This window comes from Halomonas sp. IOP_14, assembly GCF_021021315.1.
Lineage (GTDB): Bacteria > Pseudomonadota > Gammaproteobacteria > Pseudomonadales > Halomonadaceae > Vreelandella > Vreelandella titanicae.
Genome location: NZ_JAINWD010000013.1, coordinates 77,858 through 100,717 on the forward strand (window position 1 = coordinate 77,858; position 22,860 = coordinate 100,717).

Below are 22,860 nucleotides of genomic sequence, written 5' to 3' on the forward strand. Positions count from 1 at the left end.
TTCCTCCGTGTACTCCCAGTCTTTTAAGCCCATGGTGAATAAACTCACTTCATGTATCTTTTATTGATACATTACAAAGCGCACAGAGGTCAATGGCAATGTTGAGAATGCCGATTAACGCTAATCGGGTTGGTGGTGAAGATTAAGGCGTCGGCAGCTGGTAGCCTTTGCGCGTCGCAATATCGTCAAACTGAGTGGCTAGTTCCGCCAGCGTGACCGCTCCCAAGCGGTCGATCAGTAGCGCTTCTGCTTCGCGCATGGCATCAAAAAGCGCCGCATTAACCACCTGCTCTACCGCGCAGTCCGGGTTATCACGGTCGGTGCCGATGGCGAAAATGCGCGGCCCGCCTACAGCGTTGTGTATATCCAGCAGCGTTACGCTGTGCAAATCACAGGCGATGCGCCAGCCACCGTTGTGGCCCTTCTCAGACTTTACATAGCCCGCTTTCCGAAGGCCTGCCATAGTGCGCCGTACCACGGCAGCGTTGGTGCCCAGCATGGCACCAATCTGCTCTGAAGTAATCGGTTGGGATTCCCGCGCGATGTGCAGCAGCACATGCAGCATACGAGAGAGGCGGCTATCTGTTCTCACGGGCAACAGTCAACTATTCAGCGGATCAACAAAGGAAAACGACGAAGCTGCACTTTAGCACACCCGCGAATAAGGCTGGGAATGAACCCAACCAAGGCCACCGCACACGCACCTACACCTCGTTCGCCGTTATAAGGCAAACTATGCTCTCGCTCTCTATACTGGTGCTGAGTCACTTTCACTGGCAGGGGATTAATGTCTGGCACGTCATTAGCCCCATTTAGCGCCTCCCATTGTCGTTACTTCCAGGCCACTTAAGGATGTTATGGGTCTTCAAGAAATCGCTGTCGGTGGCATCTACTTAAGCCCTCTGTTGATCTACGCGCTGATCGGCTTTGTGGCTACGCTGACCATTCGTTCACTACTGCACTGGGTGGTCGGCGAGTACGCGCTCTGGTACGAGGCGTGGTTCGACATTTCATTGTTTGTCATCCTCACCGCTGCCACCACGTTCATTTTTACTGTTTTGCTTCAAAGCCCTTAAGACAGCCCTTGAGAGAATCGCCGATGCGCCCTTCGCTCCGTATTTTGCTCACCCTCGTTATTGTCGCCATTGCCGTTGCCGCCGGCGCATGGCTATGGCACTACTACCTCTATACCCCCTGGACTCGCGACGCTCGGGTTCATGCGGAAGTGGTGACGATTGCCCCCGATGTCTCCGGCTGGGTACGCACACTTGAAGTAGTGGACACCGATCAGGTTGCCCAAGGCGATACGCTGTTTGAGATCGATAACACGCGTTACCAAGCGGCGGTGGACAGCGCCCAGGCCACGGTTGACCATCGCCAGGCGACCCTGGAGCTAAGCCGCGCCGAGGAGGGTCGACGTAACCAGTTGAGTAACAATCGAGCGATTAGCGCAGAAAACCAGCAGATTGCCCAGATCAACTCGCGCATTGCCGCTGCCGATTTACAGCAGGCCCAGGCAGAGCTGGCCAGCGCCCAGCTTGATTTAGCGCGCACCCAAATAACCGCGCCGGTAAGCGGCCATATCCTCAATGTCCATCTTACCGCTGGCACTTACGCTAATCGCGGCACGCCGGTGATGGCGCTGATCGCGGATAACTCCTTCTATGTCGTGGGTTATTTCGAAGAGACCAAAATGACGTCGATCGACATGGGCGATCCGGTGGATGTGATTCTGATGAACGGCGACACCCATCTGGAGGGCCGAGTGGCGGGTATTGGCCGAGGCATTGCCGATAGCAACACAACCCTTAACCAGCAGTTGCTACCGCAAGTGGAGCCCACCTTTAGCTGGGTGCGCCTGGCTCAGCGTATTCCGGTGCGCATTTCACTGGAAGACGTCCCTGATGACACTCTGCTAAGCGTCGGCATGACGGCAACCGTGCGTGTCCGCCCTGCTAAAAACGCTGCCGATCAGTCTGAGTAACCCATGTCGCCGTTTGTTAGCACCTATCTGACGCCCAACGCCACGGCGGTCAAGTTTGCCATCAAGACCACTCTGGCAATGATGCTCGCTCTCTATATCGCGTTGATGTTCGACTTGGAGCGCCCCTACTGGGCGCTGATGTCGGCGGCGTTTCTACAGATCCGCCCCATGAGTGGCATGGTGGTCGAGAAAGGCATCTGCCAGCTTGTCGGCACCTTTATTGGTGCCGTGGCAGGCATCGTGATCATGGCCCTATTTGCCCAGGCCCGCGTACCTGCGCTTATCGTGCTGACCGCTTGGATTATGCTGTGCACCTACGTGGGCTCGCTGTGGCGTAATAACTACACTTACGGCTGCCTGATGGCCTCCGTAACGGCCATGCTGATCGTGGTTATCTCCAGCGGCAGTTCGCCCGCCGGGATCTTCGATATCGCCGTGGCGCGCCTTACCGAGCTCGGGCTGGGCGCCATCTGCGCCATGCTGGTCAGCTCGCTGCTCTGGCCATCCCATGTGGGCACCCACCTGGCCACTCAGGCCGACAGCGTGATCAACGAAGCCTTCGAGCATGCCGCCCTGCGCTTAGAAGCCAGCGACGATATTCCGGCGATGCAGAAAGCCCTGCGCAGCAGCCTCGTGCCATTAACACTGCTGGAAACCGACAGCCAGGCCGCCCGCTTTGAAGGCCCAGTAGGCCCCGGCCGAGTGCGCGCAACCCACGTGCTAACCCGCCGCACGCTGCGCTTTTTCGCCAACCTGCAAGCGCTGCACCAACTGATGCACGACCACGCTGACCGGCTCGCCCCACAAAGTATCGAACTCGCGGGCGAGGTCGCAAAAGGCTTTCGCGATGCTGAACACGTCAAGGGGGTCGTTGAGGCCAGAAAAGCCCTCCAGTCGCTACGCCACCGGGTTCATGAAAGTGAGGAAGAGGCCAGCTTAGCCCCTCTTGATCGGCGTCTGCGGTTGGGGCTACGTGAATCGATCGGCCACGCCATGATCATGCTTGATGCCCGGGAAGCGATTGCCTCACCGGAGAGCCATAAACTGCGCTCATCGCCACTGGCCTGGCACCGCGATCACCTCGCCGCCGGTATTAACGCCATTCGCTCAGGGCTAGTATTTTCGCTACTGGCAACTTTCTGGATCGTCACCGCCTGGCAGAGCGCCATGATCGCGATGATGCTGGGCACGCTATTTTCAGCTTTTTTCGCCAGCCGCGATAATCCCCTTACCATCACCATGATGTTTTATAAGGGTATGCTGGCGGCGATTCCCAGCGCTTTTCTGTTCGGCCATGTGTTGCTCTCCCAGGCCAATGGCTTCCCGATGCTGGCCATGCTGTTTGGCACGCCGCTGTTTTTAGGCCTGCTGGGCGCCACTAACCCGGCGACCATGGGTTACTGCCTGGCATTTACCATTTTCAATATTCTGCTCACCATGCCCGGAAACGGCATGGATTTCTCGTTCGATAGTTTTGCCAACCGGGTGGTGGCCGTAGTGATTGGGCTAAGCTGTGTGGTCATGGGCTTTCGCCTGTTGCCGGGGCTAGGCACCCGACTTCGGCGACGGCGTTTAATCAAGGCGATTTCCACCGATATCCATGAGCTAAGCCAGCGCTCGATTCGCGACGCCGAAACCCGCTTCAGCGGCCACATGGCGGATCGGCTTCTGCAACTGGCGCAGCATGACGACATGCTGCCTGAAGACCAGCGCCACCTGTTTATTCTTGGTTTGACGGGGCTGGATGTTGGCACCGCTACCCTACGCCTGCGTGATCGGCTTGATGATGCACCTCACCCGCGCATCCGCGAGGCGCATCGCCACCTACTAGGCACGCTAGCTGGCGGGTTTGAAGAGAGCGCCAACGGGCGGCCACCCCAAGGGATTCGTGAAGCAGGTAAACAGCTGGATGAGGCGATAAAGGCTTACGGCGATGTCCCCGCCGACCGCCGCGTACTGCTGGAGGGTTTGATCGAACGGCTCGAACTGGCCCTAGAGCGCCTTGCGCGCATCATGGCGGAGCGGCCACAGATTAAGTCTATGCCTAAAACCACGAGCACTCCCGTGCTAAAAAAATAAGTGTCCTCTCATAGAATTACCTGAGTAAAGCGCGAGTGAGCTAGCTACTTGTATCGCGGTTGCTCCCGTCGATCCACCATGGGCGCATGCTGAGCCATCAACTCTACGATCCAATCGATAAACACGCGTAGCTTGGCGCTTACGTGCCGATTCGGTGGGAAAGCGACGTACATCGGCATTGGGTCGAGATGCCAGCCATCAAATAGGCGAACCAGCTCCCCGCTAGATACGTGCTCACTGGCCATGTAGTCAGGAAGCCACACTACGCCGAGCCCCGCGATGCCTGCCGCAAGACCAGCATTACCGTCATCAACCGAAATCACATAGCGCCCTTGTACAGTGACCCGCTCTCCGCTGCGGTACATGGCGTAGGGAGAACCCACCCCGGCACGAGCCCATCGGAGCCCTACAATGTAGTGAGGGGGAGCTGAGAGTTCTTGCGGGTGCGAAGGCAAACCAGCACTTTCCAGATAGCTCGGCGCTGCGTAAATACCGATCTTCAGGTCGCCTACGCGGCGCGCCACTAACGATAAATCCGTGAGTTCTCCGCCACGCACCACACAATCCACGCTTTCACCTATCAGATCCACCATGCGATCACTCGCCCCCATATCGATTTGAATATCGGGGTATTGAGCGTGGAAAGCAGGCAACGCTGGTATCAAGATCATCCGCGCGAACGGGCTGGGCACGTCCACCCTTAGTCGGCCGCGAGGCAACACCGATGCGTTGGACAGGCTCGTTTCAGCATCATCCATATCGGCTAATAGCTTTATAACGCGCTCGTAATAGGCAGCACCGTCAGCCGTGACGTTAACCTTACGCGTGGTGCGGTTGAGCAGCTTTACCCTCAGCCTTGCCTCTAATTGTTGCACCAGTTGGGTCACGCTGGTTTTGCTCATGTGCAGTGTTTCAGCTGCTTTGGTAAAGCTGCCCGTTTCCACTACTCGGGCAAATGCCTGCATGGCGTTAAAGCGATCCATGGCTATACCAGTCCTTGTGATTGTTTGAAAACTACAAACAATGTTGAACAGAATTCGCCGTTTATCCACCAAAAATGGAGGTCTAAAGTGACTTCATCGTAAACAACGGGTCGGTTTTGACCTACTGAAGGAGATTCACATGGCTAAGCGTGACGCTGTTTTCCCCTCGGGCCGCCAGGCACTTTATGACCAGAATACCTATTCCGCCGCCGTTCGCTCGGGCGATTTTCTGTTTGTCTCGGGCCAAGTGGGCAGTCGTGAAGACGGCTCGCCCGAGCCAGATTTTGCTGCTCAGGTGCAGCTTGCTTTCGACAACCTACAGAGAGTACTGGAAGCAGCGGGCGCAAGCTTTGACGATATCGTCGATGTGACGAGCTTTCATACTGACCCGGAGGCTCAATTCCCTATCTGGTTGGAAGCCAAGGCGCGCGCGTTTCCAGAAAAACCCTACCCAAACTGGACGGCGGTCGGCGTCACTTGGCTGGCGGGTTTCGATTTTGAAATCAAGGTCATTGCCAGACTAGCTGGGTAATCAAGTGCCATGTGGCACAAGCGCCTATTCGCAGGGACATCGCTGCATGGTTACTGGCTGCCTCGATAGTTTTCTGACAGCGCAGCCTGTTTAGCTGCGCTTGGCATACGTCCGGGTGGCCTATTTGAGTGGATTCGTCTGATTTTCTCCCGCCTTTCAACTCAACGTTAGCAAGATGCTGAAGGTATTCACCCGCCCCTGCAGGATCAGGCAAGTTTTGCGCAAGGGTTGGCAAGCCCTGCCGCCGTGGAATTGTTAAAAAGTAAAGGTAAGCGCAGCCGTTCAGGGGCCTCACCAACGAAGCGGTTCGAGCAGCGCGACTATCGATATTGATGGCATTGAATCCTAATGATAGGCGGAGTGTATAACAGTGAAAACATCAGGAAACACCATTCTCATCACCGGCGGTGGCTCCGGCATTGGCCGTGAGCTTGCTCTACGCTTTAACGCGCTGGGCAACACCGTCATCGTCGCTGGACGGCGCATGGAAACGCTGGAGGAAACCATTGCCGGTCAGCAGAACATGCACGCGATGGTCATTGATGTCGAGGATTCAGAAGACATCGCCGCCTTTGCGAAGCGCGTCGTCGCGGAGCACCCCAACCTCAACGTGCTGATCAACAATGCGGGCATCATGCGCCGCGAGGACTTGACCAGTACCCATGACCTCATTGATGCCGAACAGACGGTCGTCACCAATCTGCTAGGGCCTATCCGGCTGACCAACGCACTGACCGATCACTTGGTAAGCCAGCCAGACGCGACGATCGTGAACGTATCCTCCGGGTTGGCGTTTGTGCCGTTAAGCGGCACGCCCACCTACAACGCCACCAAGGCGGCCATTCACTCCTATACGATTTCGCTCCGCGAACAACTCAAGGGCAAGGTCGAGCTCATTGAGCTGGCGCCCCCCGCCGTGCAGACGGAACTGACACCCGGCCAGTCGACTCGCGAAGGCTATATGCCGCTCGATGACTTTATCGACGAAGTCATGACGCTGTTCCAACAAAACCCCACACCCAAGGAAATTCTCGTGGAAAACGTCAACTTCCTGCGCTGGGCGGAGCGCGACGGCCACTTCGATGAAGTGGTGGAGATGCTCAACAAGATGTGAGTTCTTTGTATTTCATCACGAGTAGGTAACAATTGATCATGTAAAGTGATCGTTTTACACTGCTCACATGGATACCAAAACAAAGCTTATTTCGGCAGCAGAGCAGCTTTTCGACCGGCACGGTTTTACCGCTACCGGGATGGACAAGCTAACCAAGGCGGCTGGCATGTCGAGCCGAACGCTCTACAAGCATGCGGGTAGTAAAACGGCGCTGATAACGGAGGTGCTTAAAGAGCGCCATCGACGGTTCCAGCCACACATCGAAGTGGGCAGCGTTGATGCACTCTTCGACGCGCTGGAAGAATGGATAAGGAGCGAGAGCGCAAGAGGATGCCTTTTTCTGCGTGCCTACGGCGAAACCGGCGGAGACATACCGGCAATCACTGAGGCCGTGCTGGCTCACAAGGCAAGGCTTTATGACAAGATCCAGGACATTGTCGCGATAGAAACCGATGGCCAGGCGATGCCGGAACTCGCCGAGCAGATCCTTATCCTGTACGAAGGCGCCACCGCGGCCGCGATTTACCGTGGCCCGAAGGCGGTAGTCTCGGCACACAAAGCCGCATCAGCACTGCTCAAGCAGGCACGCTCATGAGACCCAGCGTATACCTCGGGGCGGCGGGCTTTGGCCTGATTGCGGTGTGCTATGGCTTTGCGCGCTTCGCCTTCGGGCTCTTTCTGCCCCAGATCGATACCGACCTTGCTCTCACGCCCACCTTGAGTGGCTTCATATCGGGCGGGGCTTTTCTGGGCTACTGTCTCGCCATCATTTTGTCAGCGTACCTAACCGAACGCATCGGCGCCCGCGCCGTCGCCATTGGCGCGGCACTGGTCGCGGCAGTCGGCATGGCAGGCATCGCCACGGCGCCCTCCCCACTATTGCTCGCCAGCGCGGTCATGCTGGCAGGCTCAAGTACGGGGCTAGCATCGCCGCCCATGGCGGCAGCGGTGGCCACTGCCGTGCGACGTGATCGGCAAAGTGCCACCAACACGATCATTAATGCCGGAACGAGTGCCGGTGTGGTGCTTTCAGGGCCGGTCGCGTTACTGATGGGAGGTCAATGGCGGCTGGCTTTCGCTTGTTTTGCCGTGGCCGCTTTTGTGATGGCGGTAGTTGCCGCGCTCAGCGTACCAGGCGGCACCAAGGCGACCCAGGTCTCGGGCGGCTTGCCCCCCTTTAACAGCGTTATTATGCGCTTGATCGCCGCTGCTTTTCTGATGGGCGCGTCCAGCACCGCTATTTGGTCTTTTGGCGGCAAACTCGTCGCGCTGCAGCTTAGCTGGGACAATACAGGAGCCGGGCTGCTTTGGATCGCTATCGGCACCGCCGGTATTGTGGGTGCCGGCGCAGGCACGTTAGTGACGCGCTTCGGGATCGACCGGGTGCATTGGCTCTTTCTGGGCGTATTGGCAGCAGGCATTATTTTGGTTGGTACCAGCGCCACCACTCCCCTACTGGCAATTGTCGGCGGCATGCTGTTCGGCGCGGCTTACATCATGGTGACAGGTGTCTATCTGGTATGGGGCGTCACGGCATTGCCCGACCGGCCCGCCACAGGCCTGATGATCGGCTTCCTGACCATCGCGATCGGCCAGACGGCTGGCGCCCCACTCTTTGGCTTTTTGGTGGATCGGCTGACCCCCGACTATGCCGTGCTGGGCTTCGCATGCCTTGCCTTGACCGCGGGGCTGGCAAGGGCCGGCAGCGCCATACCCAGGCCTGCCCCAAAAACCATCTAGTTAGCACAAGAGGTAAGTCGCCTGATAGCGGGGTTAGTGGCCATACATAGACAATAACTAGGCAGCGTTACCGCTCCTGACACTACACGTTGAAACAGCCATAACGACATAGGAGCGGCACCAGGCAGCGCCGTGGCAGTCTGCATCAGCTACACTGCCAGAAAGATGATGGGCACCCGTCATATCGAAGACAGCTATCAAGTTGCCCTGGCGACACTGGAAAATGACCGAGAACTCGTTGTCGTTGCCGACTACCCGACAAACCCTCCGGGTCACCATGCTAGCCCTCCAGCGTCATGACGCTTCCACCGGCTTGCTTCAAGCGGTCAAAATAGGAAGAAGCTTCTAGCAGCTGGTAGGGAAAGTAGAGGCCAGGTGGCGTCGCCGGGTTACCATCCAATCCGGTGAGCTTCTCAAGCACCAGGGCCACACCGAGCCCTGTCAGAGGCATCTGCCCTTGCGGATGAACGATGGCATGGCGAGTACGCAACGCTTGACCGTAATGATCCTCACCCTCAAGTTCGATAATAATCTCGGTCGATATCGGCTCGCCGCGACGGCGGCTGGAGCTCTCTCCAATTGCGAGGTTGAATTGCACATTGGGTGTATCGAGTACAGTCGCCAAGCCGACAACATCATTCGGCGATAGCGCAGACGCTTCCATTTCTGTGCCATCCACGGCACGGAAACGGGCCATGGCATCAGCATCTCTGCGCCAGTAATAGGCGCCGTCACGGCGGGCAAGCGCGACGGGCATCGCTTTCGTTTGCCGCTCAAGATCTACTTCTGCGGCCGGTCCAAAATCATCTTGCTCATCCAGCAGTGCACCAATAACAAGTTTATGGACACGGCTGAACGTCTTGGAAAATTCGAGTGTAGGCACGGTGGTAGCCCCCACCAGCCACTCGGTACCGAGAACCACAGGAGCAGCACTTGGGTTGTGCATATAGGCGGCGACTTCGGGGCCTAACTCAAAGATACCCGGTGAAATGCTAATATGCGGCACACAGCGTGATTGAGCAAAACGAAGTGCGGAGACCCGGTCATCCATAAAAAGCGTAGCAACAGCACTGATGTTGTGATCCCCCAGCCCAAGATCAGAAGTGGAAAAATCAACTTCCAAGCCCTGCGCATTGCCTAATTCGGCCGCCCACTCCTGGGCCTTGGCAAGGTTGCGTCCGCCAATCAGTAACGGTACATCTGGGTAAGCAGAGCGCAGAAAGTGCGACGTCCACCGACCGACAATGCCATAACCGCCTATAAGCAAAATAGAATCCTGCAGCATGATTACACTCCTCAGCATTAACCTACCATTAGTAGGTTACACCTACTAATGGTAGGCTTCAACAAAAATCAATACAGAGAACCTCGTTATGCAAGGCAAATCAGGCGAAACAAAAACACGTAGACTTTCCAAGGCAGAGCGTCGGCACCAGTTGCTCGACACGGCGATCACGATTGTTCGTGAAGAAGGTGCTGATAGCTTGACGTTGGGGCATTTGGCCAAGCGAGCCGGCATCTCCAAGCCTGTCGCTTACGAGCATTTCGGTACACGGTCAACGCTTTTGATTGAACTCTACAGATCAATCGACGCAGAGCAGGCAAACGCGCTCCGCGCCGCGTTGACTACCGGTGAGAGAAGCTTTGCAGAAACAGCTGACGTGCTGGCAAGCACCTACATCCATTGCTATGCCGACACCAGCGGTGAATGGCACGCAGTGGGAGCCGCATTGGCAGGTAGTGAGGAAAAGGAAGCCGTGTACCAGGAACTGCTCGACGGGTATGTTCAGCTATTCGCCGCTGTACTCAAGCCACACAGTGCTTTACCGCTAGAAACGTTAAAACAACGCTGCATTGGACTGATCGGCGCAGGCGAGGCCCTTTCGTCAGCCATGGTTCGCGGCAAATGCAGCGAAGCTGAAGCGGCCCAGACGTTCGCTGCGCTTATTCAAAGTGGGTTGCGCTAATAGAGACTAAGCTCGCAACTCTCGCAGCAGATCGATAAAAGCCCGCAGGCTGGGCGGTACATGACGGTTATTGGGGTAGTAAAGACACAGCCCAGGGATGCGGGGGCACCACTCCTCGAGCACGGTGCCCAGCCTTCCATCCCTTAAATAGGCGAGTGCATATGACTCTGGCACGTAGGCGATGCCTAAACCATCGGCGGCCGCTTCCACCATCAGTTGGCTACTGTCCAAGGTCAGCGCTCCTGGCACATCTACCGCCACATCCTGGCCATGCTGCTGAAACTCCCAGCGGTAGAGTTTACCGCTCGGCAGCCTTTGCCGTATGCATTGGTGAGAGGCCAGATCATCCGGCGTCTTTGGTGCCGTTCGGCCGTGCAGGTAGTCAGGGGAGGCAACGGCAAGAAAACGCAGTTCATGCCCCACGGGGATGGCGACCATATCCTGAGGAACCGCCTCTCTGAGTCTTACGCCCGCATCAAACCCCTGCCCGACAATATCGACAAGTCGCCCCTCTGCCACGAGATCAAGCTCAACGCCATCATGAAGGGCAAGAAAACGCGGTACTACGGTTTGCAGCAACAGCCGCACGGCCCCTTCGCTGCCATTGATACGCAGCCGTCCCGTGATCTTGCCTTCGGCGCTGGAAGCATCCTCCAGGATCGCTTCCAAGTCACTCAATAGCGGGCTCAGCCGCAAGAGCAACTGCTCGCCACTCTCGGTCAGTGAGACGCTACGTGTGGTTCGGTGCAGCAGCCGGGTACCCAGCCGTTGTTCCAGCGTACGCACGGTGTGGCTGAGGGAAGAGCGGCTGACTCCCATCAGGTCGGCTGCTCGGCGAAAACTGCAGTGTTCTGCCACGGCCTGAAACGCCTTCAAGTCGGTTAACGTTGGCTTGCCCATTGGTGAATTACTTTCACCTCCTCGTGCCAATTGATGAGTATTCTCTTACTAGTGTTACTGCCCTAACCTTTGTCTTGCAACACTTGATGAATGACTTAGGAGAAATCTCATGGCTAAAACTTGGCTTATCACAGGCACATCCACCGGCCTCGGCCGACTACTTACTGAACGGCTACTGGAACGCGGCGATCGCGTTATAGCAACGCTACGCCGCAAGGGGTCTCTGGACGACTTGCTCTCCTTGCATGGTGATCGCTTGCAGATACTTACCTTCGACGTGACGGATACACCAACGATGAGAGATGCCGTTTCGCAAGCGTTCACGACGTTCGGGCGAGTCGATGTCGTCGTCAGCAATGCGGGGTATGGTCTCTTTGGCGCTGCCGAAGAGGCCAGTGATGAACAGATTGAGCGGCAAATCGCGACTAACCTCACAGGCTCCATCCAGTTCCTTCGCGCCGTACTACCACATTTACGCGAACAAGGGGGCGGCCGCATCGTTCAGGTATCGTCGGAGGGCGGCCAGATCGCCTATCCAAGCTTCAGCCTTTATCACGCCACGAAGTGGGGCATCGAGGGGTTCGTCGAATCCGTCGCGAAGGAAGTCTCGCCTTTTGGTATTGATTTCATTATCGCCGAGCCGGGGCCCACTGCGACCCACTTTGCTGAAGGGCTGGATCGCACACCCACGACGCCGATCTATGAAGATACCCCAGCAGGCGAGCTGCGTAGGGCCCTGGCGTCAGGTGACTTGGCCATTAAAGGCGATGCAGGCAATACCGTTGATGCCATCATTAACATAACGGATATGCCGACCCCACCACTGCGTATTACGTTAGGCAGCACTGCCTATGACTCCATTAGCAATGCGCTTAAAGAGCGCCTTGAGTCGCTCGAAGCGTATAAGGAGGTAGCTCTATCCGCGGACAGGGAGGAAACACGTCGATAGGCGTTTCTCCGTAGGATCCAACCAAGCCGAATCAAAAGTAGATACGCGCCCCTTTCTTGCCAACGCTGAGCCTATTGCACGCCTGCAGTGTCGGTGGCTTCGTAAAGTGGGCGTAATGCCTCTTCCCGGGCGACACCTCCTACACCGTCATCCACCAAGGTTTCGGCATTATTTTCAAGATATTGTTTAACTCCTTCGCTTTCAGCAACACGCTCGAAGTCGCGAAGTGAAGCCATCAGTTGTGGTGTCAATTGGTCAAGTTGGGGGCGAATATCTTCGGCAAGGTCTGGTGGGGATTCAAAAGGAGGCTGCTCTGTTTGCCTCCATTGTTCATGGAGCCGGTGCTGGATAACCTTGCTTGCCTCAAACTGATGTTTGAAAAACGTCTGGGCAAAGGCCTCATTGATACCCGCCCGCGTGGCTTCAGCCACGACCCTCTCTAGAATTTGCGCTTCTCGTGCGGGAGCATCAATAGGAGCACCAGAGTTCCATTTAGCCTTTGCAACATCGGGTGCAATAGCAAGCCGCTCATCAACCAACCGAAGCAGCTGATCCACCGTCTGTCTGACGTCATTGGAAGGCTCGGCGGCACGGGCCTGATATCCAACACCGAGCGCCAGCGCCACCAGGAGAATGGCGCACAACATGACACGCAGGGAAGCAAGAGAGATCGTTCTTGAAGTGTCCATCATGACCGTCCATAGCTAGTTAGAGTGAATTCAATTTTTCTGTTTGCGACGCGCCAAAGTTTAGCAAAAGGCATAGCGGTCAACACGCTTACACATTCAATGGGATGCAAAGGTCACGCTGTGCTAACCGTTAACGGCGATACCCTATGTTCGATAGATCTCCGAGCTAGCAGAGCGTCCTGTTTCGGTGGTTTCTGAAACAGCCGCCCATATTCTCGGGTAAATTGGGGCACGCTCTCGTAGCCCACTTCAAAAGCAGCGCTGCTCGCTGAGAATCCTTCATTGAGCATCAAGCGGCGCGCTTCAATCAGGCGAAGTCGCTTCTGGTACTGCCCCGGCGTGAGCGACGTCATGTGTTTAAAGTGCTTATGAAACGAGGTGCTACTCATTCCCGCTTCTGACGCAAGTCGCTCAACGGGCACACGCGACTGATACTCGTCTCTGAGGATCGCAATGGCGGCGGCAAGACGGCTCGCATGGCTGTCCGGGTCTGCCAGCGCCCGCAAAGCATCGCTGTGAGGCCCAGACAGGAGCCAGTAGTGCAGCTCCCGCATGATTCCTGGGCTCAAGAGCGGCGCCGCTTCTGGGCGATCCAACAGGCGCATCAGCCTTGATGCGCAATCGAGCAGTGCAGCTTCGGTGTCGACGGCGAATAGCGTAGGCATCTCCGAAGTGCGCTGCGGGCGGGGGGTATCGATATGAGCGGTGAGCTCCCGCAACAGCGCCACCTCCAGTTCGACAGCGATCGCCAGATAGGGCTCGCTCTGGCTTGCCTGCACGACCCGTCCGGTGACCGGCATGTCAGCACTAACGAGGACGGACTGCCCGCTAGAAAAAACCTGTTCTTCATCCCCCACTATCAAGCGCTTCGCACCCTGCAGAACCAGGCATATCAGCGGCCTGTAAACCGAATGCAGGTCTCCAGACGGCGCCTTGAGGCACATCATACGTAACCCTGAGATCGGGGTTAGCGACATACCACGGTTGTCGGCGTAGCGGCTGGTATAAGACCGGACAGCCTGTTTGAGCGAGTTCATAGGTTTCCTCACGCATTTTAGCTGGAACTTATCATGAAGGGATGGCATGAGGGGATGGTTTCAAACTTCGGTCTCACCCCATCCAACTTTGCGTTCGCGAAGCATCTAAGCTCCAAGTGCCTGGGCCTGCGGCACTAATATAGAGAAAACCCGAGCTATTTCGGTAGGCACACTATGCTGGTATCAAAGAGGTGGCAGTGTACTTCTCACTTTCCGTCAGCCACCCTCTTCACTGGGGAAATCAAACGCTATGTTAAGCTATAGATGTGAGGCTCAAACTTTTCAGCAAGCGGCTCATCATCCTAAATATTGCTCAATATCCACCTCGTCAATCTGTTCTGGGCGCATATAACATTGAGCGTAGGTTCGGTAGATACCAGATTGTAGAAAGAGTTGAAAAATATCATCGTCAATATGCTGATCCTTGACCATAAAGGACATGATTTTGATGGCTTCTGAGAGCGTTTTTCCTTGTTTATAGGGGCGGTCGGCGGCAGTTAAGGCCTCAAAAATATCGGCCACGGCCATCATGCGGGCAACTGGCGGCATTTCATTCCGGGTGAGGCCCTTGGGATAGCCGGTGCCGTCCATTTTCTCGTGGTGTCCACCGGCAAGTTCAGGAACACTCTGCAAGTGTCTAGGAAACGGCAGATTTTCTAGCATTTTAATGGTTTGAACGATGTGCTCATTTATCTTGTAGCGGTCTTCGTCCGTCAGGGTGCCACGAGCAATCGCCAAGTTGTGTAACTCGCCTCTATGATAAAGAAGTTCCGGCACCGCCATTTTAAAGCCCCAGCGATTATCAGCAGGCAATTGATCCGCCTCGGAGCGAGGGAAAAGATGCTCCGGCTTATCGGCTAGCAGGACCTCTTCTACGGGTAGCGACACGTCAGCCACCCTACCTTTTCTCTCAAGTTCGGCCTGAGAAACGCCAAGACGGTCATCCAGGGTGCGCGTCCAACGTCGTTGGGCAATACGCTGCAATCGTTCAAGTTTTTCCTCATCCAGAAAATCGCCACCCTGATTAAGCTGTGCGATAAAGGCGAAATCATCGTCCAACGCGGTGAGTTCCTCGGCAAGTGCTCCCTCATCGATGGCCGCTCCTGCTGCGCGAAGCATCTCCCTTAAGCGGTTAATTTCCGCTTCGCGCTTCATGACTTCTACACGCATACGAACTTCATGAATACGGTCGTAGATGGTCTCGAGTTTAGTGGCTTTATCCATGACGAATTCCGGCGTCGTAATCTTTCCACAGTCGTGAAGCCAGGCCGCTACGTGTAGGGCTTCCCACTCATCGCGGGTAAGACTGAAATCTTTGTAGGGCCCGTCAGAAGCTTCACAAGCCGCCTGTGCAAGAGATTTAGTAAGCTCCGGTCCGCGCGCAGTGGGCGCCGGTATAAGGGCTTTTCGCATCGATCGCGCCGGCAATCAGTTGAATAAAACTCTCAAAAAGCTCTCGCTGTGCGGCAATCAGTCGACGAGCCTCCACCGATACCGCCGCTAATCCCGAAAGAGCCTCTGTAAAACGCACCAGCGCCGGGTCTATGGTCCCGTCTTCGACCAACAGGATAACGCCCACCAGCTCATTCGAGCGGTTAAATAGAGGAGTAGCTAGAAGCTCGGCTGGCGGCTCAGCAAGTATATTGATTAGGTCTTCGAGCCCCATGCGCTCTAGCTCTTGATTCGATGCTATTACGTTTTCAGAACGCTCATACCTAGCAGAGCGCACTACCAGGGCCTCCTGAAATGACAGCGGCACCACCATAGATGCTACCTCTAGCGACTCTCCCTTAGCACGTCGGGACACAAAAGGAACCAATGCTTGGCCATCTTCATCGGTGAGGTAGAGAATGCCCGCTTGCGTCTCAGTAGTAGCAATTATTTCATCAAGAATTTTGATGAGCAGCGTATTGAAATCCTCTTCTGCGGCAATAGCTCGGTTAATATCCAAAAAGCGTGAGATGGTTAAACGCAACCGATCAATCGTTTCTGCCAGCGCCACCGCTTCGCGGACGCGGGTATTCACTTTGATGGGATTAGCGAACTCAAACGCTGCCAGTTCATGAACATCTTTAGAGAGCTGTCTCAAGGGCAGAGTAATTTGACGAATAATTAGCAGGGTAATGAAAATACAGAGTAATAGGAGCAGCAATATCATAATGCCCTGATCGCGGATAATGTCACGCGTCGCCGCAAATAGCTGCTTCGTGGGCACAGCAAAGAGTAAGCGAACGTTCTTACCCATGCCAATATCCAATGGCTTGCTTGATACGATCCACTGACTCTCGGCGGCCGTCACCATGCCATGCTGATAGCCACCCGACAAGCCGTACTGCTGAGCGACCGCGCTCAATACGGGAGATGTCAGACTTTCAATATGCTGCCGTACCACCTCTCCTGAGGCGGTACGTCGCACGACCTGCGAAAGATCCGGATAAGCTATCAGCGTGCCATCCTCTTCAACGATCGCCACCTCACTGCCCGGTGTTAAACGAAGATTTTGCACTTCAGTGGCAAGTTGACCTAACGTAACATCAAAACCGATCACAGATGCCGCACTGGCCGAGCGTTGCGACAACGTAATGCCGATTGCTCCAGTACTGTAAAAGACATAAGGCTCGCTTGTCACTGGCCGGTTAGCGCCTTCGCTCGCCAGATACCAGGGACGATCACTGGGATCATAGATATAGTCTGGCTTTAGCTGCACGTCTTGCAGGTGCAGATCGGCATCATAAAATCGGTACTCGCCTACCATCGTGCCGTCGTTATCGAGCGTTTGTGTTTGAACAATATAAATGGCGGTATCGTCGAGCCCGAATTGAACGCGTTGCTCGTCGTTCTCGATTTTTCTGATCAATAAGAACTCGCCATTAGGATAGCCAACATACAGATTTTGAAGTGTCGGATTGCTATCAAGCACTGACGACAATACTGGCAGCCGGGACAGACGTGTTGACAGATCCGAAGCAATCGTTACTTGATCGTGCACCAGCATGGCGAGTTGCGACTGCACCGGGTCGACCAAGCGTCGAGCGCGCTCACGTAACATTACACCCAGCGTTTCAAACTGCTCTTCCAGAGCAACGGTCAGAGCATCGTTCGCACCTTTGTAGCCAAGCGTCAAGATTGTTCCGCCAATGGCGAGCACCATGATAACACTGGTGGAAATAAGCAACGTTTGGACAGACACCAGAAACTTCTTTGGTTTTCGGTATGACATTAGACCGCTGCTCCGTCAAGGGCGCCCTTTTAAGCTTGAAGTAATCTTGTGGTCGGAATTATTTTGAGTCCAACTCAATAACAACTTTGTTAAAATAAACTATATTCAGTCAATTTTCTGAGCTTGTGAACACTTTTTTTGATGTGATATTTTTGAGGGCATCCCTTGTGCGGCTAATTTTCTTTTACGTTGCGATATGGATAGCGAGCAGTGTTCCAGCCCTAGCTAATGAACTCGACCCGTATGGCTGCAAGAACAATCCGGTAAGGGTCGGAATGACCAATGCAGGTATCATGTATCACAACGGTCAGGGTGCGGATCAGGATCTGTTTGCACTATTAAGCGATATCACCCATTGCACATTCATAACTGTCCCCATTGCCCGCAACGATGCATTTGACATGGTCGAACGTGGTGAAATCGACCTGTTTACCAGTGCCCACCGCGAGCCCCATCGTGAGTCTTTTGCCTGGTTTATTCCCTATTTTGAAATTAACTTCTTGTTACTGGTTAATGCAGACAGGCTGCCCAACGTGGCAGATATGGAAGAGTTCAAGCTGGCAGGCGACGCCACGATAGCACGCACAACAGGTGGCGGTTATAGCAGTTATTTCAACTATCAGTTATCAGAGTTGGAATCACTTGGTAGAGTGCAGTTTTATGACGACTATGCAGAAACCGTCACGGCCCTGCTTAATGGGCAAGTGGATGCGACGTTGAGTGTACCGCAAATTTACCGGTTGTTTTTCTCTAAGGGTGAAGCTCCCATCCCTATCCGAATACTTGATGTGTCACCTGCACCTCCCACTACCGTCTCGCTGATGCTCGGTAAACAGCGGTTTTCAGCATCTCATGCGGCTAACTGGTTGCGCATCATCGAAGAACTGCATCTAAACGGCCAGCTTGAGTCCCTATTGGCGCGATATGTCTCTACTAATGAGGCGGCAGCCATGGTGGGCGTTAGCTCTCGCTAGTGTTCAGCGCCACACCAACTTGAGCAAAGTATAATCTGCTTCCCCACCGATGGCGCTTCGGCCCAGACGTCATTGGTAGCCTGTTGGCGCATTCGCTGTCAATTTTTGGCGTGTGGGGAGTTGTGGGCAATGAATCCTGCGTTGGCAACGCTGGAAATTTTTTAGGTATCAGAAGTCTACACTAGCGGATGTTGCCAGGTTTCGCAGTGGTCGCGCGATGCGGCTCGCGATGAAGGCGCCGATCAAAGCAAGCATGAGTGTGGTAAACCCAATCGACATCAGTGGTTCTGATGTCCACAAGCTTCCCTTAACCAGTATCGTATATAGCTGCCTTCGCTCGCACGCAGCGCCTGCTCCCTCAAGGAAGGTGGTAGCGATTCCATATGGCGGGTCACGGATGATGCTCGGCTGATAAATTCCGCTTTCGCCTCAGCGTCGAACTTCTTGGTGTACTCATCCGAGGATATGAGGAAGGTAATTGCCTGTGAGACGATCAATGCTGCGAGCGTCAGCCCGATGAATTGTATAGCCAGGCTCTTTCTCCAAAGACGGATCATTCGAAAATAACCTCAGTACATAGGCTGTAGCCGCCCCCCCTTTCAGCAACGCTGACCTTGTGACCTTGCTGCTCGAGATACTCCCGCACCAAATCCCGTATATCCTTATTATCATCAACGACGACTACATGTTTGGCCTCGTACATTGCCCTAACCTCCGCCGTAAAGCTGAAACTCGCGTATGACGTCAGAATCGACCAATAGAGCGAATCTATCTATTTCCCTGCCGCATTCAGGTTGAACTTAGCATGATGTCGAAGGCCTTCATCGCCCCTGCAGGAAAAGGCAAGGTTTGCGTAGGTGCTGGCAAGTATTGTCTCCATCAAGTTGTTAAAAAAGATAACGCAGCCTTGGCCGAAGCCAACTGCTGCCTCTAAGGCAATCGAGAAGAGCCAACAACCCTGCCATGTTACGGCCCGAAACGAGGCCAAGGAGAAACACCCATGACAGCATTTACGATCAACGGACGTGCGGTAGACGTGACCGCCGAGCCAGGTACACCGCTTCTCTGGGTGATCCGGGAACAACTGAAACTCACCGGCACCAAGTTCGGTTGCGGCATCGCGCAATGCGGTGCCTGCATGCTGCATGTGGATGGCGAGCCGGTGCGTGCCTGTGTTTTCCCGTTATCTGGCGCCGAAGGCAGAACCGTCACCACGATCGAAGGGTTGTCCGAAGATGGCTCGCACCCCGTCCAGCAGGCCTGGGTGGAACTGGATGTCCCGCAATGCGGCTACTGCCAGTCGGGTCAGATCATGAGTGCCGCTGCGCTTCTGGCACGCACTCCGAGCCCTAGCGATGCACAGATTGATGACGCAATGAGCGGCAACCTTTGCCGCTGCGGCACCTATGTGCGCATCCGAGCGGCCATACACCGTGTCGGCGAAAGCTAACCGCGCTGTGTTACCTAAAAGCTTATGGAAAGTACAGGCCAGCAATGAAAACAGATCATATATCCTTTAGCCGTCGCGCCTTTCTAGGCGGCACCATAGTGGCGGGCGCCGCGCTCATCATTCCCCTTCGTCTCCCCACGGTTTGGGCACAAGAGAAAGAGGATCCCCGCCTTTCGCATGCTTATATCCGCATCGACACGAGCGGCCAAGTGACCTTCCTGCTACCCACCAGCGAAATGGGCCAGGGCATCCATACGGGCCAGGCCCAGATTCTCGCCGAGGAGCTGGGCGCCGATTGGTCGCGCATTACTGTCGGCATGCCGAATCAGCTCTCCGACGCCTACAGAATCCCCTTCATCGGCCAGATGCGCTCTGTGGGCTCGTTCGGCATCCGTTTCTGGCACGACCCGCTGCGCCACGCGGCCGCCCAGGCGCGGGAAATGCTGACCCATGCGGCGGCGGAGCGGCTGGACGTAGCAGCGGCGGCCTTGCACGCCGAGAACGGCTTCATTGTTCACGCCGACAGCGGCCGAAGGATTCCCTTCGGTGACCTGGTGGAAGACGCCATGGCGCTGCCGATGCCCGAGGAGCCGACCCTGCGACCCGATAGCGAACGCACGCTGACCGGGCGCAAGGTAGCGCGACTCGATACCCCAGCAAAGGTGACAGGCAAAGCCGTATATGGGATAGACGTCGAGCGCGAAGGCATGCTGTATGGCGCCGTCCGACTCGCCCCGGTCTTTTCCGCCGACGTCGAGACATTCGATGAGAGCAGCGTATCCGGGATACCGGGCGTTGTCGCCGTGGTTCGCGTGCCGCGCGGCGTAGTAGTGGTTGCCGACTCTTGGTGGCAGGCCAAGCAGGCCGCCAACGCCCTGGAGATCGCCTTCACACGAACATCGGCGGACACGCTTTCCACCGATGAGATAAATGCAATGCTCCGCCAGGGACTGGATCGAACCGATGTCCCTATCACCACGCTGCGTGGCGAGGCTGAGGCAACCCTGTCGGAAGACGGCCAGGTCGTCGAGGCCGAATACTCGGTGCCGCTTCTGACTCATGCCAGCATGGAACCGATCAACTGCACGGCAGAGTCCACCGAGGAACGAACAGAACTATGGATCGGCACCCAGGGCCAGGACGTCGTGCGCATGACGCTCGAAAATGCGATGCAGGTACCAGCTGACCGGTTTTTCATCAATACCACCTATTTGGGCGGCGGCTTTGGGCGCAAGACCCACGGCGAGATCGCCCTTCAGGCAGCACTCGCCAGCCGCGCTGTCGATGGTCGGCCGGTCAAGGTGCTATGGGCGCGCGAAGATGACGTTCAGCAGGGCCAGTATCGCCAGACGATGATGTGTCGTTTCCGGGCGGTTCTGAACGAGGCCGGCCAGATCACCGGCATGCGCATACGCGTTGCCGGGCCGCAAATGGGCCGCGAATACGGCATTGATCCAGAGCAGCGGGCACAGTCGACGGGCAATCTCGCCAACTTCGATCCCTTCTCGCTCGCAGGGCTGTCAGACATGCGCTACGTCATCCCCAATTTTGTCGTGGATCATGCCGTGGTCGACCTGCCGATCCCGCTTTGCCCCTGGCGTTCGATCGCTCACTCCTTCAACGGCTTCTTCTTCGAAAGCTTTATGGACGAATGCGCGGCGGCAGCGGGCCGCGATCCGCTGGAGTTTCGCAGAAGCCACTGCACCGATCAGGCGAGGATGCTGGCCGTCCTCGACCGGGTCGCCGAGATGTCGCATTGGCAAGAGCCTGCGGCAGAGGGAATCTCGCGCGGCTTGGCCGTGGTAGAAAGCTACGGCTCCTATGTTGCCCAGGTAGTCGAGGCTCGGGCTGACGATGAAGGCATTCAAGTGGAACGTGTCCATGCCGCTATCGACTGCGGACGCGCGATTAATCCGGGCCAGGTGGAAGCGCAACTGCAGGGCGCCGTCATCGATGCGCTCGGAGCCGCCACAGGGCAGAAGGTGACGATCCGTGACGGCCACGCCGAGCAGTCGAACTTTCACGACTATCCCTTACTGCGCATCGGGGAAGCGCCAAAGGTAGCGGTGAGCATCGTCGATATCGGCTCGCCGCTAGGTGGCGTAGGTGAGCCGGGCATTCCTCCCCTTGCCCCGGCGCTAGCCAACGCGCTGTTTGCCGCTACGCAGCAACGAATTCGCCACCTGCCGCTTACCGATCATGTTCAGGGTTAAAGCAGCTGACCACAGATTGACGAGGCCTACTATGTATCTGGAACACGCACAGGATGTCCTTGGACAGTGGCTCGACTGGCGCAGCAAAAGCAAGGCGGCACTGGTCATCGTAACCGCGACGGAAGGTGGCGCCGTGCGCATGCCGGGCGCCCTGATGGCCGTGTCTGCCTCTGGTGATCGTTGCGGCTACATTTCAGGCGGGTGCATCGACGCGGATGTGGCCCATCATGCGCGGCAAGCGCTTAGCACGGGGCGGATCAAGCGCCTGAGGTACGGCAAGGGCTCACCGTTCATCGATTTGCCGCTACCCTGCGGTGGGGCCATTGACGTTTGCGTACTGCCCAACGCCCAGACCAGTGTTCTGCGTGCCTGCCATGATCAGCTCGCCTCGCGCCAGCCGGTATCGATCACGCTTTCTCAATCTGGTTCGCTAGTATTGGAACATCTGACCACCCCAGGCGCTCTTTCTTTTCAGTACATACCCAAGCTCCGCATGCGCATAGCCGGGCGCGGCGCCGATATTCTGGCGCTTGCCCGACTTGCGATGGCAAGCGGTATACAAACCGAGCTGCAACTCGGCGATGATGCCGAAGCTCAAGATGCTCAGCTTTTAGGCATAGAAAAAGTCACACTACTTACCCTTCCATCAACGCTGCCGAAGATGGACGATGATCCATGGACAGCATTTCTGCTCGCTTTCCATGATATCGATTGGGAGGAAAAGCTCCTAGCCCAAGCCCTAAAGGGTTCAGCTTTTTATATCGGCGCCGTTGGCAGCACTTCAACGCATGCGCGACGCTGTGAGAGTCTTCAGACAATCGGTTTTACCCAGAAACAAATCCGTCGAATCCATGGCCCCGTTGGGTTGATTCCCTCCATGCGTGATGCGTCGATGCTTGCCGTGTCTGTACTCGCTGAGATCGTGGCAGCCTATCAACTCAAGGTGAGGTTTCCATTTATATCAACGTGACGGGATGCTGAACTCAAAGTACAGACCTTTGGCCAATATGGCATTAAATGCTCTCTCTT

At 55.9% G+C, this 22,860-nt stretch carries 22 protein-coding genes; 13 read left to right on the forward strand and 9 right to left on the reverse strand.

What is annotated here, in order from left to right:
• Positions 1-142: 142 nt before the first annotated feature.
• Entirely contained in the window at positions 143-592 is a 450-nt protein-coding gene (locus K7H09_RS11620) for an Rrf2 family transcriptional regulator (RefSeq protein WP_027957229.1), read from the reverse strand.
• A gap of 265 nt (positions 593-857) precedes the next feature.
• On the opposite strand from K7H09_RS11620, the gene K7H09_RS11625 reads away from it, so the two are divergent.
• Genes K7H09_RS11625 through K7H09_RS11635 form a run of 3 tightly spaced genes read left to right on the forward strand, consistent with a single transcriptional unit; the run spans position 858 to position 4,063 of the window.
• Complete coding sequence (locus K7H09_RS11625; RefSeq protein ID WP_230804691.1) at positions 858-1,076, forward strand: DUF1656 domain-containing protein; 219 nt, start codon at positions 858-860, stop codon at positions 1,074-1,076.
• Positions 1,077-1,099: 23 nt separating this feature from the next.
• Positions 1,100-1,984: an efflux RND transporter periplasmic adaptor subunit gene (locus K7H09_RS11630; protein WP_230804693.1), complete on the forward strand. Its 885-nt coding sequence runs from the start codon at positions 1,100-1,102 to the stop codon at positions 1,982-1,984.
• A 3-nt stretch (positions 1,985-1,987) separates the two neighbouring features.
• Entirely contained in the window at positions 1,988-4,063 is a 2,076-nt protein-coding gene (locus tag K7H09_RS11635; protein ID WP_230804696.1) for an FUSC family protein, read from the forward strand.
• Between the two features lie 44 nt (positions 4,064-4,107).
• On the opposite strand, the gene K7H09_RS11640 is transcribed toward K7H09_RS11635, so the two are convergent.
• Positions 4,108-5,046: a LysR family transcriptional regulator gene (locus K7H09_RS11640; RefSeq protein ID WP_230804698.1), complete on the reverse strand. Its 939-nt coding sequence runs from the start codon at positions 5,044-5,046 to the stop codon at positions 4,108-4,110.
• A 139-nt stretch (positions 5,047-5,185) separates the two neighbouring features.
• Between K7H09_RS11640 and K7H09_RS11645 the strand changes: the two genes are divergently transcribed.
• The 4 genes from K7H09_RS11645 (at position 5,186) to K7H09_RS11660 (ending at position 8,432) form a co-directional block, all read left to right on the forward strand.
• Positions 5,186-5,578, forward strand: a complete 393-nt coding sequence (locus K7H09_RS11645; protein WP_230804700.1) for a RidA family protein — start codon at positions 5,186-5,188, stop codon at positions 5,576-5,578.
• A 370-nt stretch (positions 5,579-5,948) separates the two neighbouring features.
• On the forward strand, positions 5,949-6,692 hold the full coding sequence (locus K7H09_RS11650) for an SDR family oxidoreductase (protein ID WP_230804702.1): 744 nt from the start codon (positions 5,949-5,951) through the stop codon (positions 6,690-6,692).
• 67 nt (positions 6,693-6,759) lie between these two features.
• Positions 6,760-7,287 carry a TetR/AcrR family transcriptional regulator gene (locus K7H09_RS11655; protein ID WP_089705670.1) on the forward strand — a complete coding sequence of 176 codons (528 nt, stop codon included), beginning with the start codon at positions 6,760-6,762 and terminating at the stop codon, positions 7,285-7,287.
• Positions 7,284-8,432 carry an MFS transporter gene (locus K7H09_RS11660; protein WP_230804704.1) on the forward strand — a complete coding sequence of 383 codons (1,149 nt, stop codon included), beginning with the start codon at positions 7,284-7,286 and terminating at the stop codon, positions 8,430-8,432. Before K7H09_RS11655 ends, K7H09_RS11660 begins: the two co-directional genes overlap by 4 nt.
• 57 nt (positions 8,433-8,489) lie before the next feature.
• On the opposite strand, the gene K7H09_RS11665 is transcribed toward K7H09_RS11660, so the two are convergent.
• The gene (locus K7H09_RS11665; protein WP_230804706.1) at positions 8,490-8,711 is read right to left on the reverse strand and encodes a hypothetical protein; all 222 of its coding nucleotides are present in this window, start codon (positions 8,709-8,711) and stop codon (positions 8,490-8,492) included.
• 1 nt (position 8,712) lies between these two features.
• Positions 8,713-9,717, reverse strand: a complete 1,005-nt coding sequence (locus K7H09_RS11670; RefSeq protein WP_230804708.1) for an NAD(P)-dependent oxidoreductase — start codon at positions 9,715-9,717, stop codon at positions 8,713-8,715.
• Between the two features lie 88 nt (positions 9,718-9,805).
• On the opposite strand from K7H09_RS11670, the gene K7H09_RS11675 reads away from it, so the two are divergent.
• Positions 9,806-10,399 carry a TetR/AcrR family transcriptional regulator gene (locus K7H09_RS11675; protein WP_230804710.1) on the forward strand — a complete coding sequence of 198 codons (594 nt, stop codon included), beginning with the start codon at positions 9,806-9,808 and terminating at the stop codon, positions 10,397-10,399.
• Between the two features lie 6 nt (positions 10,400-10,405).
• Here the strand turns inward: K7H09_RS11675 and K7H09_RS11680 are convergent, their stop codons facing one another.
• Entirely contained in the window at positions 10,406-11,299 is an 894-nt protein-coding gene (locus K7H09_RS11680; protein ID WP_230804712.1) for a LysR family transcriptional regulator, read from the reverse strand.
• Positions 11,300-11,408: 109 nt separating this feature from the next.
• Between K7H09_RS11680 and K7H09_RS11685 the strand changes: the two genes are divergently transcribed.
• Positions 11,409-12,248, forward strand: a complete 840-nt coding sequence (locus tag K7H09_RS11685) for an SDR family oxidoreductase (RefSeq protein WP_230804722.1) — start codon at positions 11,409-11,411, stop codon at positions 12,246-12,248.
• A gap of 71 nt (positions 12,249-12,319) precedes the next feature.
• Here K7H09_RS11685 and aroQ read toward each other — a convergent pair whose 3' ends face one another.
• From aroQ to K7H09_RS11705, 4 genes are all read right to left on the reverse strand, one after another.
• Positions 12,320-12,940 carry a gamma subclass chorismate mutase AroQ gene (gene aroQ / locus K7H09_RS11690; protein WP_227404459.1) on the reverse strand — a complete coding sequence of 207 codons (621 nt, stop codon included), beginning with the start codon at positions 12,938-12,940 and terminating at the stop codon, positions 12,320-12,322.
• A 110-nt stretch (positions 12,941-13,050) separates the two neighbouring features.
• Positions 13,051-13,974 carry an AraC family transcriptional regulator gene (locus K7H09_RS11695; protein ID WP_230804724.1) on the reverse strand — a complete coding sequence of 308 codons (924 nt, stop codon included), beginning with the start codon at positions 13,972-13,974 and terminating at the stop codon, positions 13,051-13,053.
• Between the two features lie 297 nt (positions 13,975-14,271).
• Entirely contained in the window at positions 14,272-15,198 is a 927-nt protein-coding gene (locus K7H09_RS11700) for an HD-GYP domain-containing protein (protein WP_230804725.1), read from the reverse strand.
• 136 nt (positions 15,199-15,334) lie between these two features.
• Positions 15,335-17,164 carry a GAF domain-containing protein gene (locus K7H09_RS11705; protein ID WP_230804726.1) on the reverse strand — a complete coding sequence of 610 codons (1,830 nt, stop codon included), beginning with the start codon at positions 17,162-17,164 and terminating at the stop codon, positions 15,335-15,337.
• A gap of 305 nt (positions 17,165-17,469) precedes the next feature.
• On the opposite strand from K7H09_RS11705, the gene K7H09_RS11710 reads away from it, so the two are divergent.
• The 4 genes from K7H09_RS11710 (at position 17,470) to K7H09_RS11725 (ending at position 22,801) form a co-directional block, all read left to right on the forward strand.
• A complete protein-coding gene (locus tag K7H09_RS11710) occupies positions 17,470-18,168 on the forward strand; it encodes a substrate-binding periplasmic protein (RefSeq protein ID WP_230804727.1) in 699 nt (232 codons plus the stop codon).
• Positions 18,169-19,168: 1,000 nt separating this feature from the next.
• On the forward strand, positions 19,169-19,618 hold the full coding sequence (locus K7H09_RS11715) for a (2Fe-2S)-binding protein (protein ID WP_230804728.1): 450 nt from the start codon (positions 19,169-19,171) through the stop codon (positions 19,616-19,618).
• Between the two features lie 98 nt (positions 19,619-19,716).
• Positions 19,717-21,831: a xanthine dehydrogenase family protein molybdopterin-binding subunit gene (locus tag K7H09_RS11720; RefSeq protein ID WP_230804729.1), complete on the forward strand. Its 2,115-nt coding sequence runs from the start codon at positions 19,717-19,719 to the stop codon at positions 21,829-21,831.
• Between the two features lie 31 nt (positions 21,832-21,862).
• Positions 21,863-22,801, forward strand: coding sequence for an XdhC family protein (locus K7H09_RS11725; protein ID WP_230804730.1), 939 nt, complete (start codon positions 21,863-21,865; stop codon positions 22,799-22,801).
• The last annotated feature ends 59 nt before the right edge of the window (positions 22,802-22,860 follow it).

Coding starts and splice junctions, on each gene's coding strand:
- K7H09_RS11625 (WP_230804691.1), top strand. CDS start 858: ATGGGTCTTCAAGAAATCGCTGTCGGTGGCATCTACTTAAGCCCTCTG.
- K7H09_RS11630 (WP_230804693.1), top strand. CDS start 1,100: ATGCGCCCTTCGCTCCGTATTTTGCTCACCCTCGTTATTGTCGCCATT.
- K7H09_RS11635 (WP_230804696.1), top strand. CDS start 1,988: ATGTCGCCGTTTGTTAGCACCTATCTGACGCCCAACGCCACGGCGGTC.
- K7H09_RS11640 (WP_230804698.1), bottom strand. CDS start 5,046: ATGGATCGCTTTAACGCCATGCAGGCATTTGCCCGAGTAGTGGAAACG.
- K7H09_RS11645 (WP_230804700.1), top strand. CDS start 5,186: ATGGCTAAGCGTGACGCTGTTTTCCCCTCGGGCCGCCAGGCACTTTAT.
- K7H09_RS11655 (WP_089705670.1), top strand. CDS start 6,760: ATGGATACCAAAACAAAGCTTATTTCGGCAGCAGAGCAGCTTTTCGAC.
- K7H09_RS11660 (WP_230804704.1), top strand. CDS start 7,284: ATGAGACCCAGCGTATACCTCGGGGCGGCGGGCTTTGGCCTGATTGCG.
- K7H09_RS11665 (WP_230804706.1), bottom strand. CDS start 8,711: ATGGTGACCCGGAGGGTTTGTCGGGTAGTCGGCAACGACAACGAGTTC.
- K7H09_RS11670 (WP_230804708.1), bottom strand. CDS start 9,717: ATGCTGCAGGATTCTATTTTGCTTATAGGCGGTTATGGCATTGTCGGT.
- K7H09_RS11675 (WP_230804710.1), top strand. CDS start 9,806: ATGCAAGGCAAATCAGGCGAAACAAAAACACGTAGACTTTCCAAGGCA.
- K7H09_RS11680 (WP_230804712.1), bottom strand. CDS start 11,299: ATGGGCAAGCCAACGTTAACCGACTTGAAGGCGTTTCAGGCCGTGGCA.
- K7H09_RS11685 (WP_230804722.1), top strand. CDS start 11,409: ATGGCTAAAACTTGGCTTATCACAGGCACATCCACCGGCCTCGGCCGA.
- aroQ (WP_227404459.1), bottom strand. CDS start 12,940: ATGATGGACACTTCAAGAACGATCTCTCTTGCTTCCCTGCGTGTCATG.
- K7H09_RS11695 (WP_230804724.1), bottom strand. CDS start 13,974: ATGAACTCGCTCAAACAGGCTGTCCGGTCTTATACCAGCCGCTACGCC.
- K7H09_RS11700 (WP_230804725.1), bottom strand. CDS start 15,198: ATGGATAAAGCCACTAAACTCGAGACCATCTACGACCGTATTCATGAA.
- K7H09_RS11710 (WP_230804727.1), top strand. CDS start 17,470: ATGACCAATGCAGGTATCATGTATCACAACGGTCAGGGTGCGGATCAG.
- K7H09_RS11715 (WP_230804728.1), top strand. CDS start 19,169: ATGACAGCATTTACGATCAACGGACGTGCGGTAGACGTGACCGCCGAG.
- K7H09_RS11725 (WP_230804730.1), top strand. CDS start 21,863: ATGTATCTGGAACACGCACAGGATGTCCTTGGACAGTGGCTCGACTGG.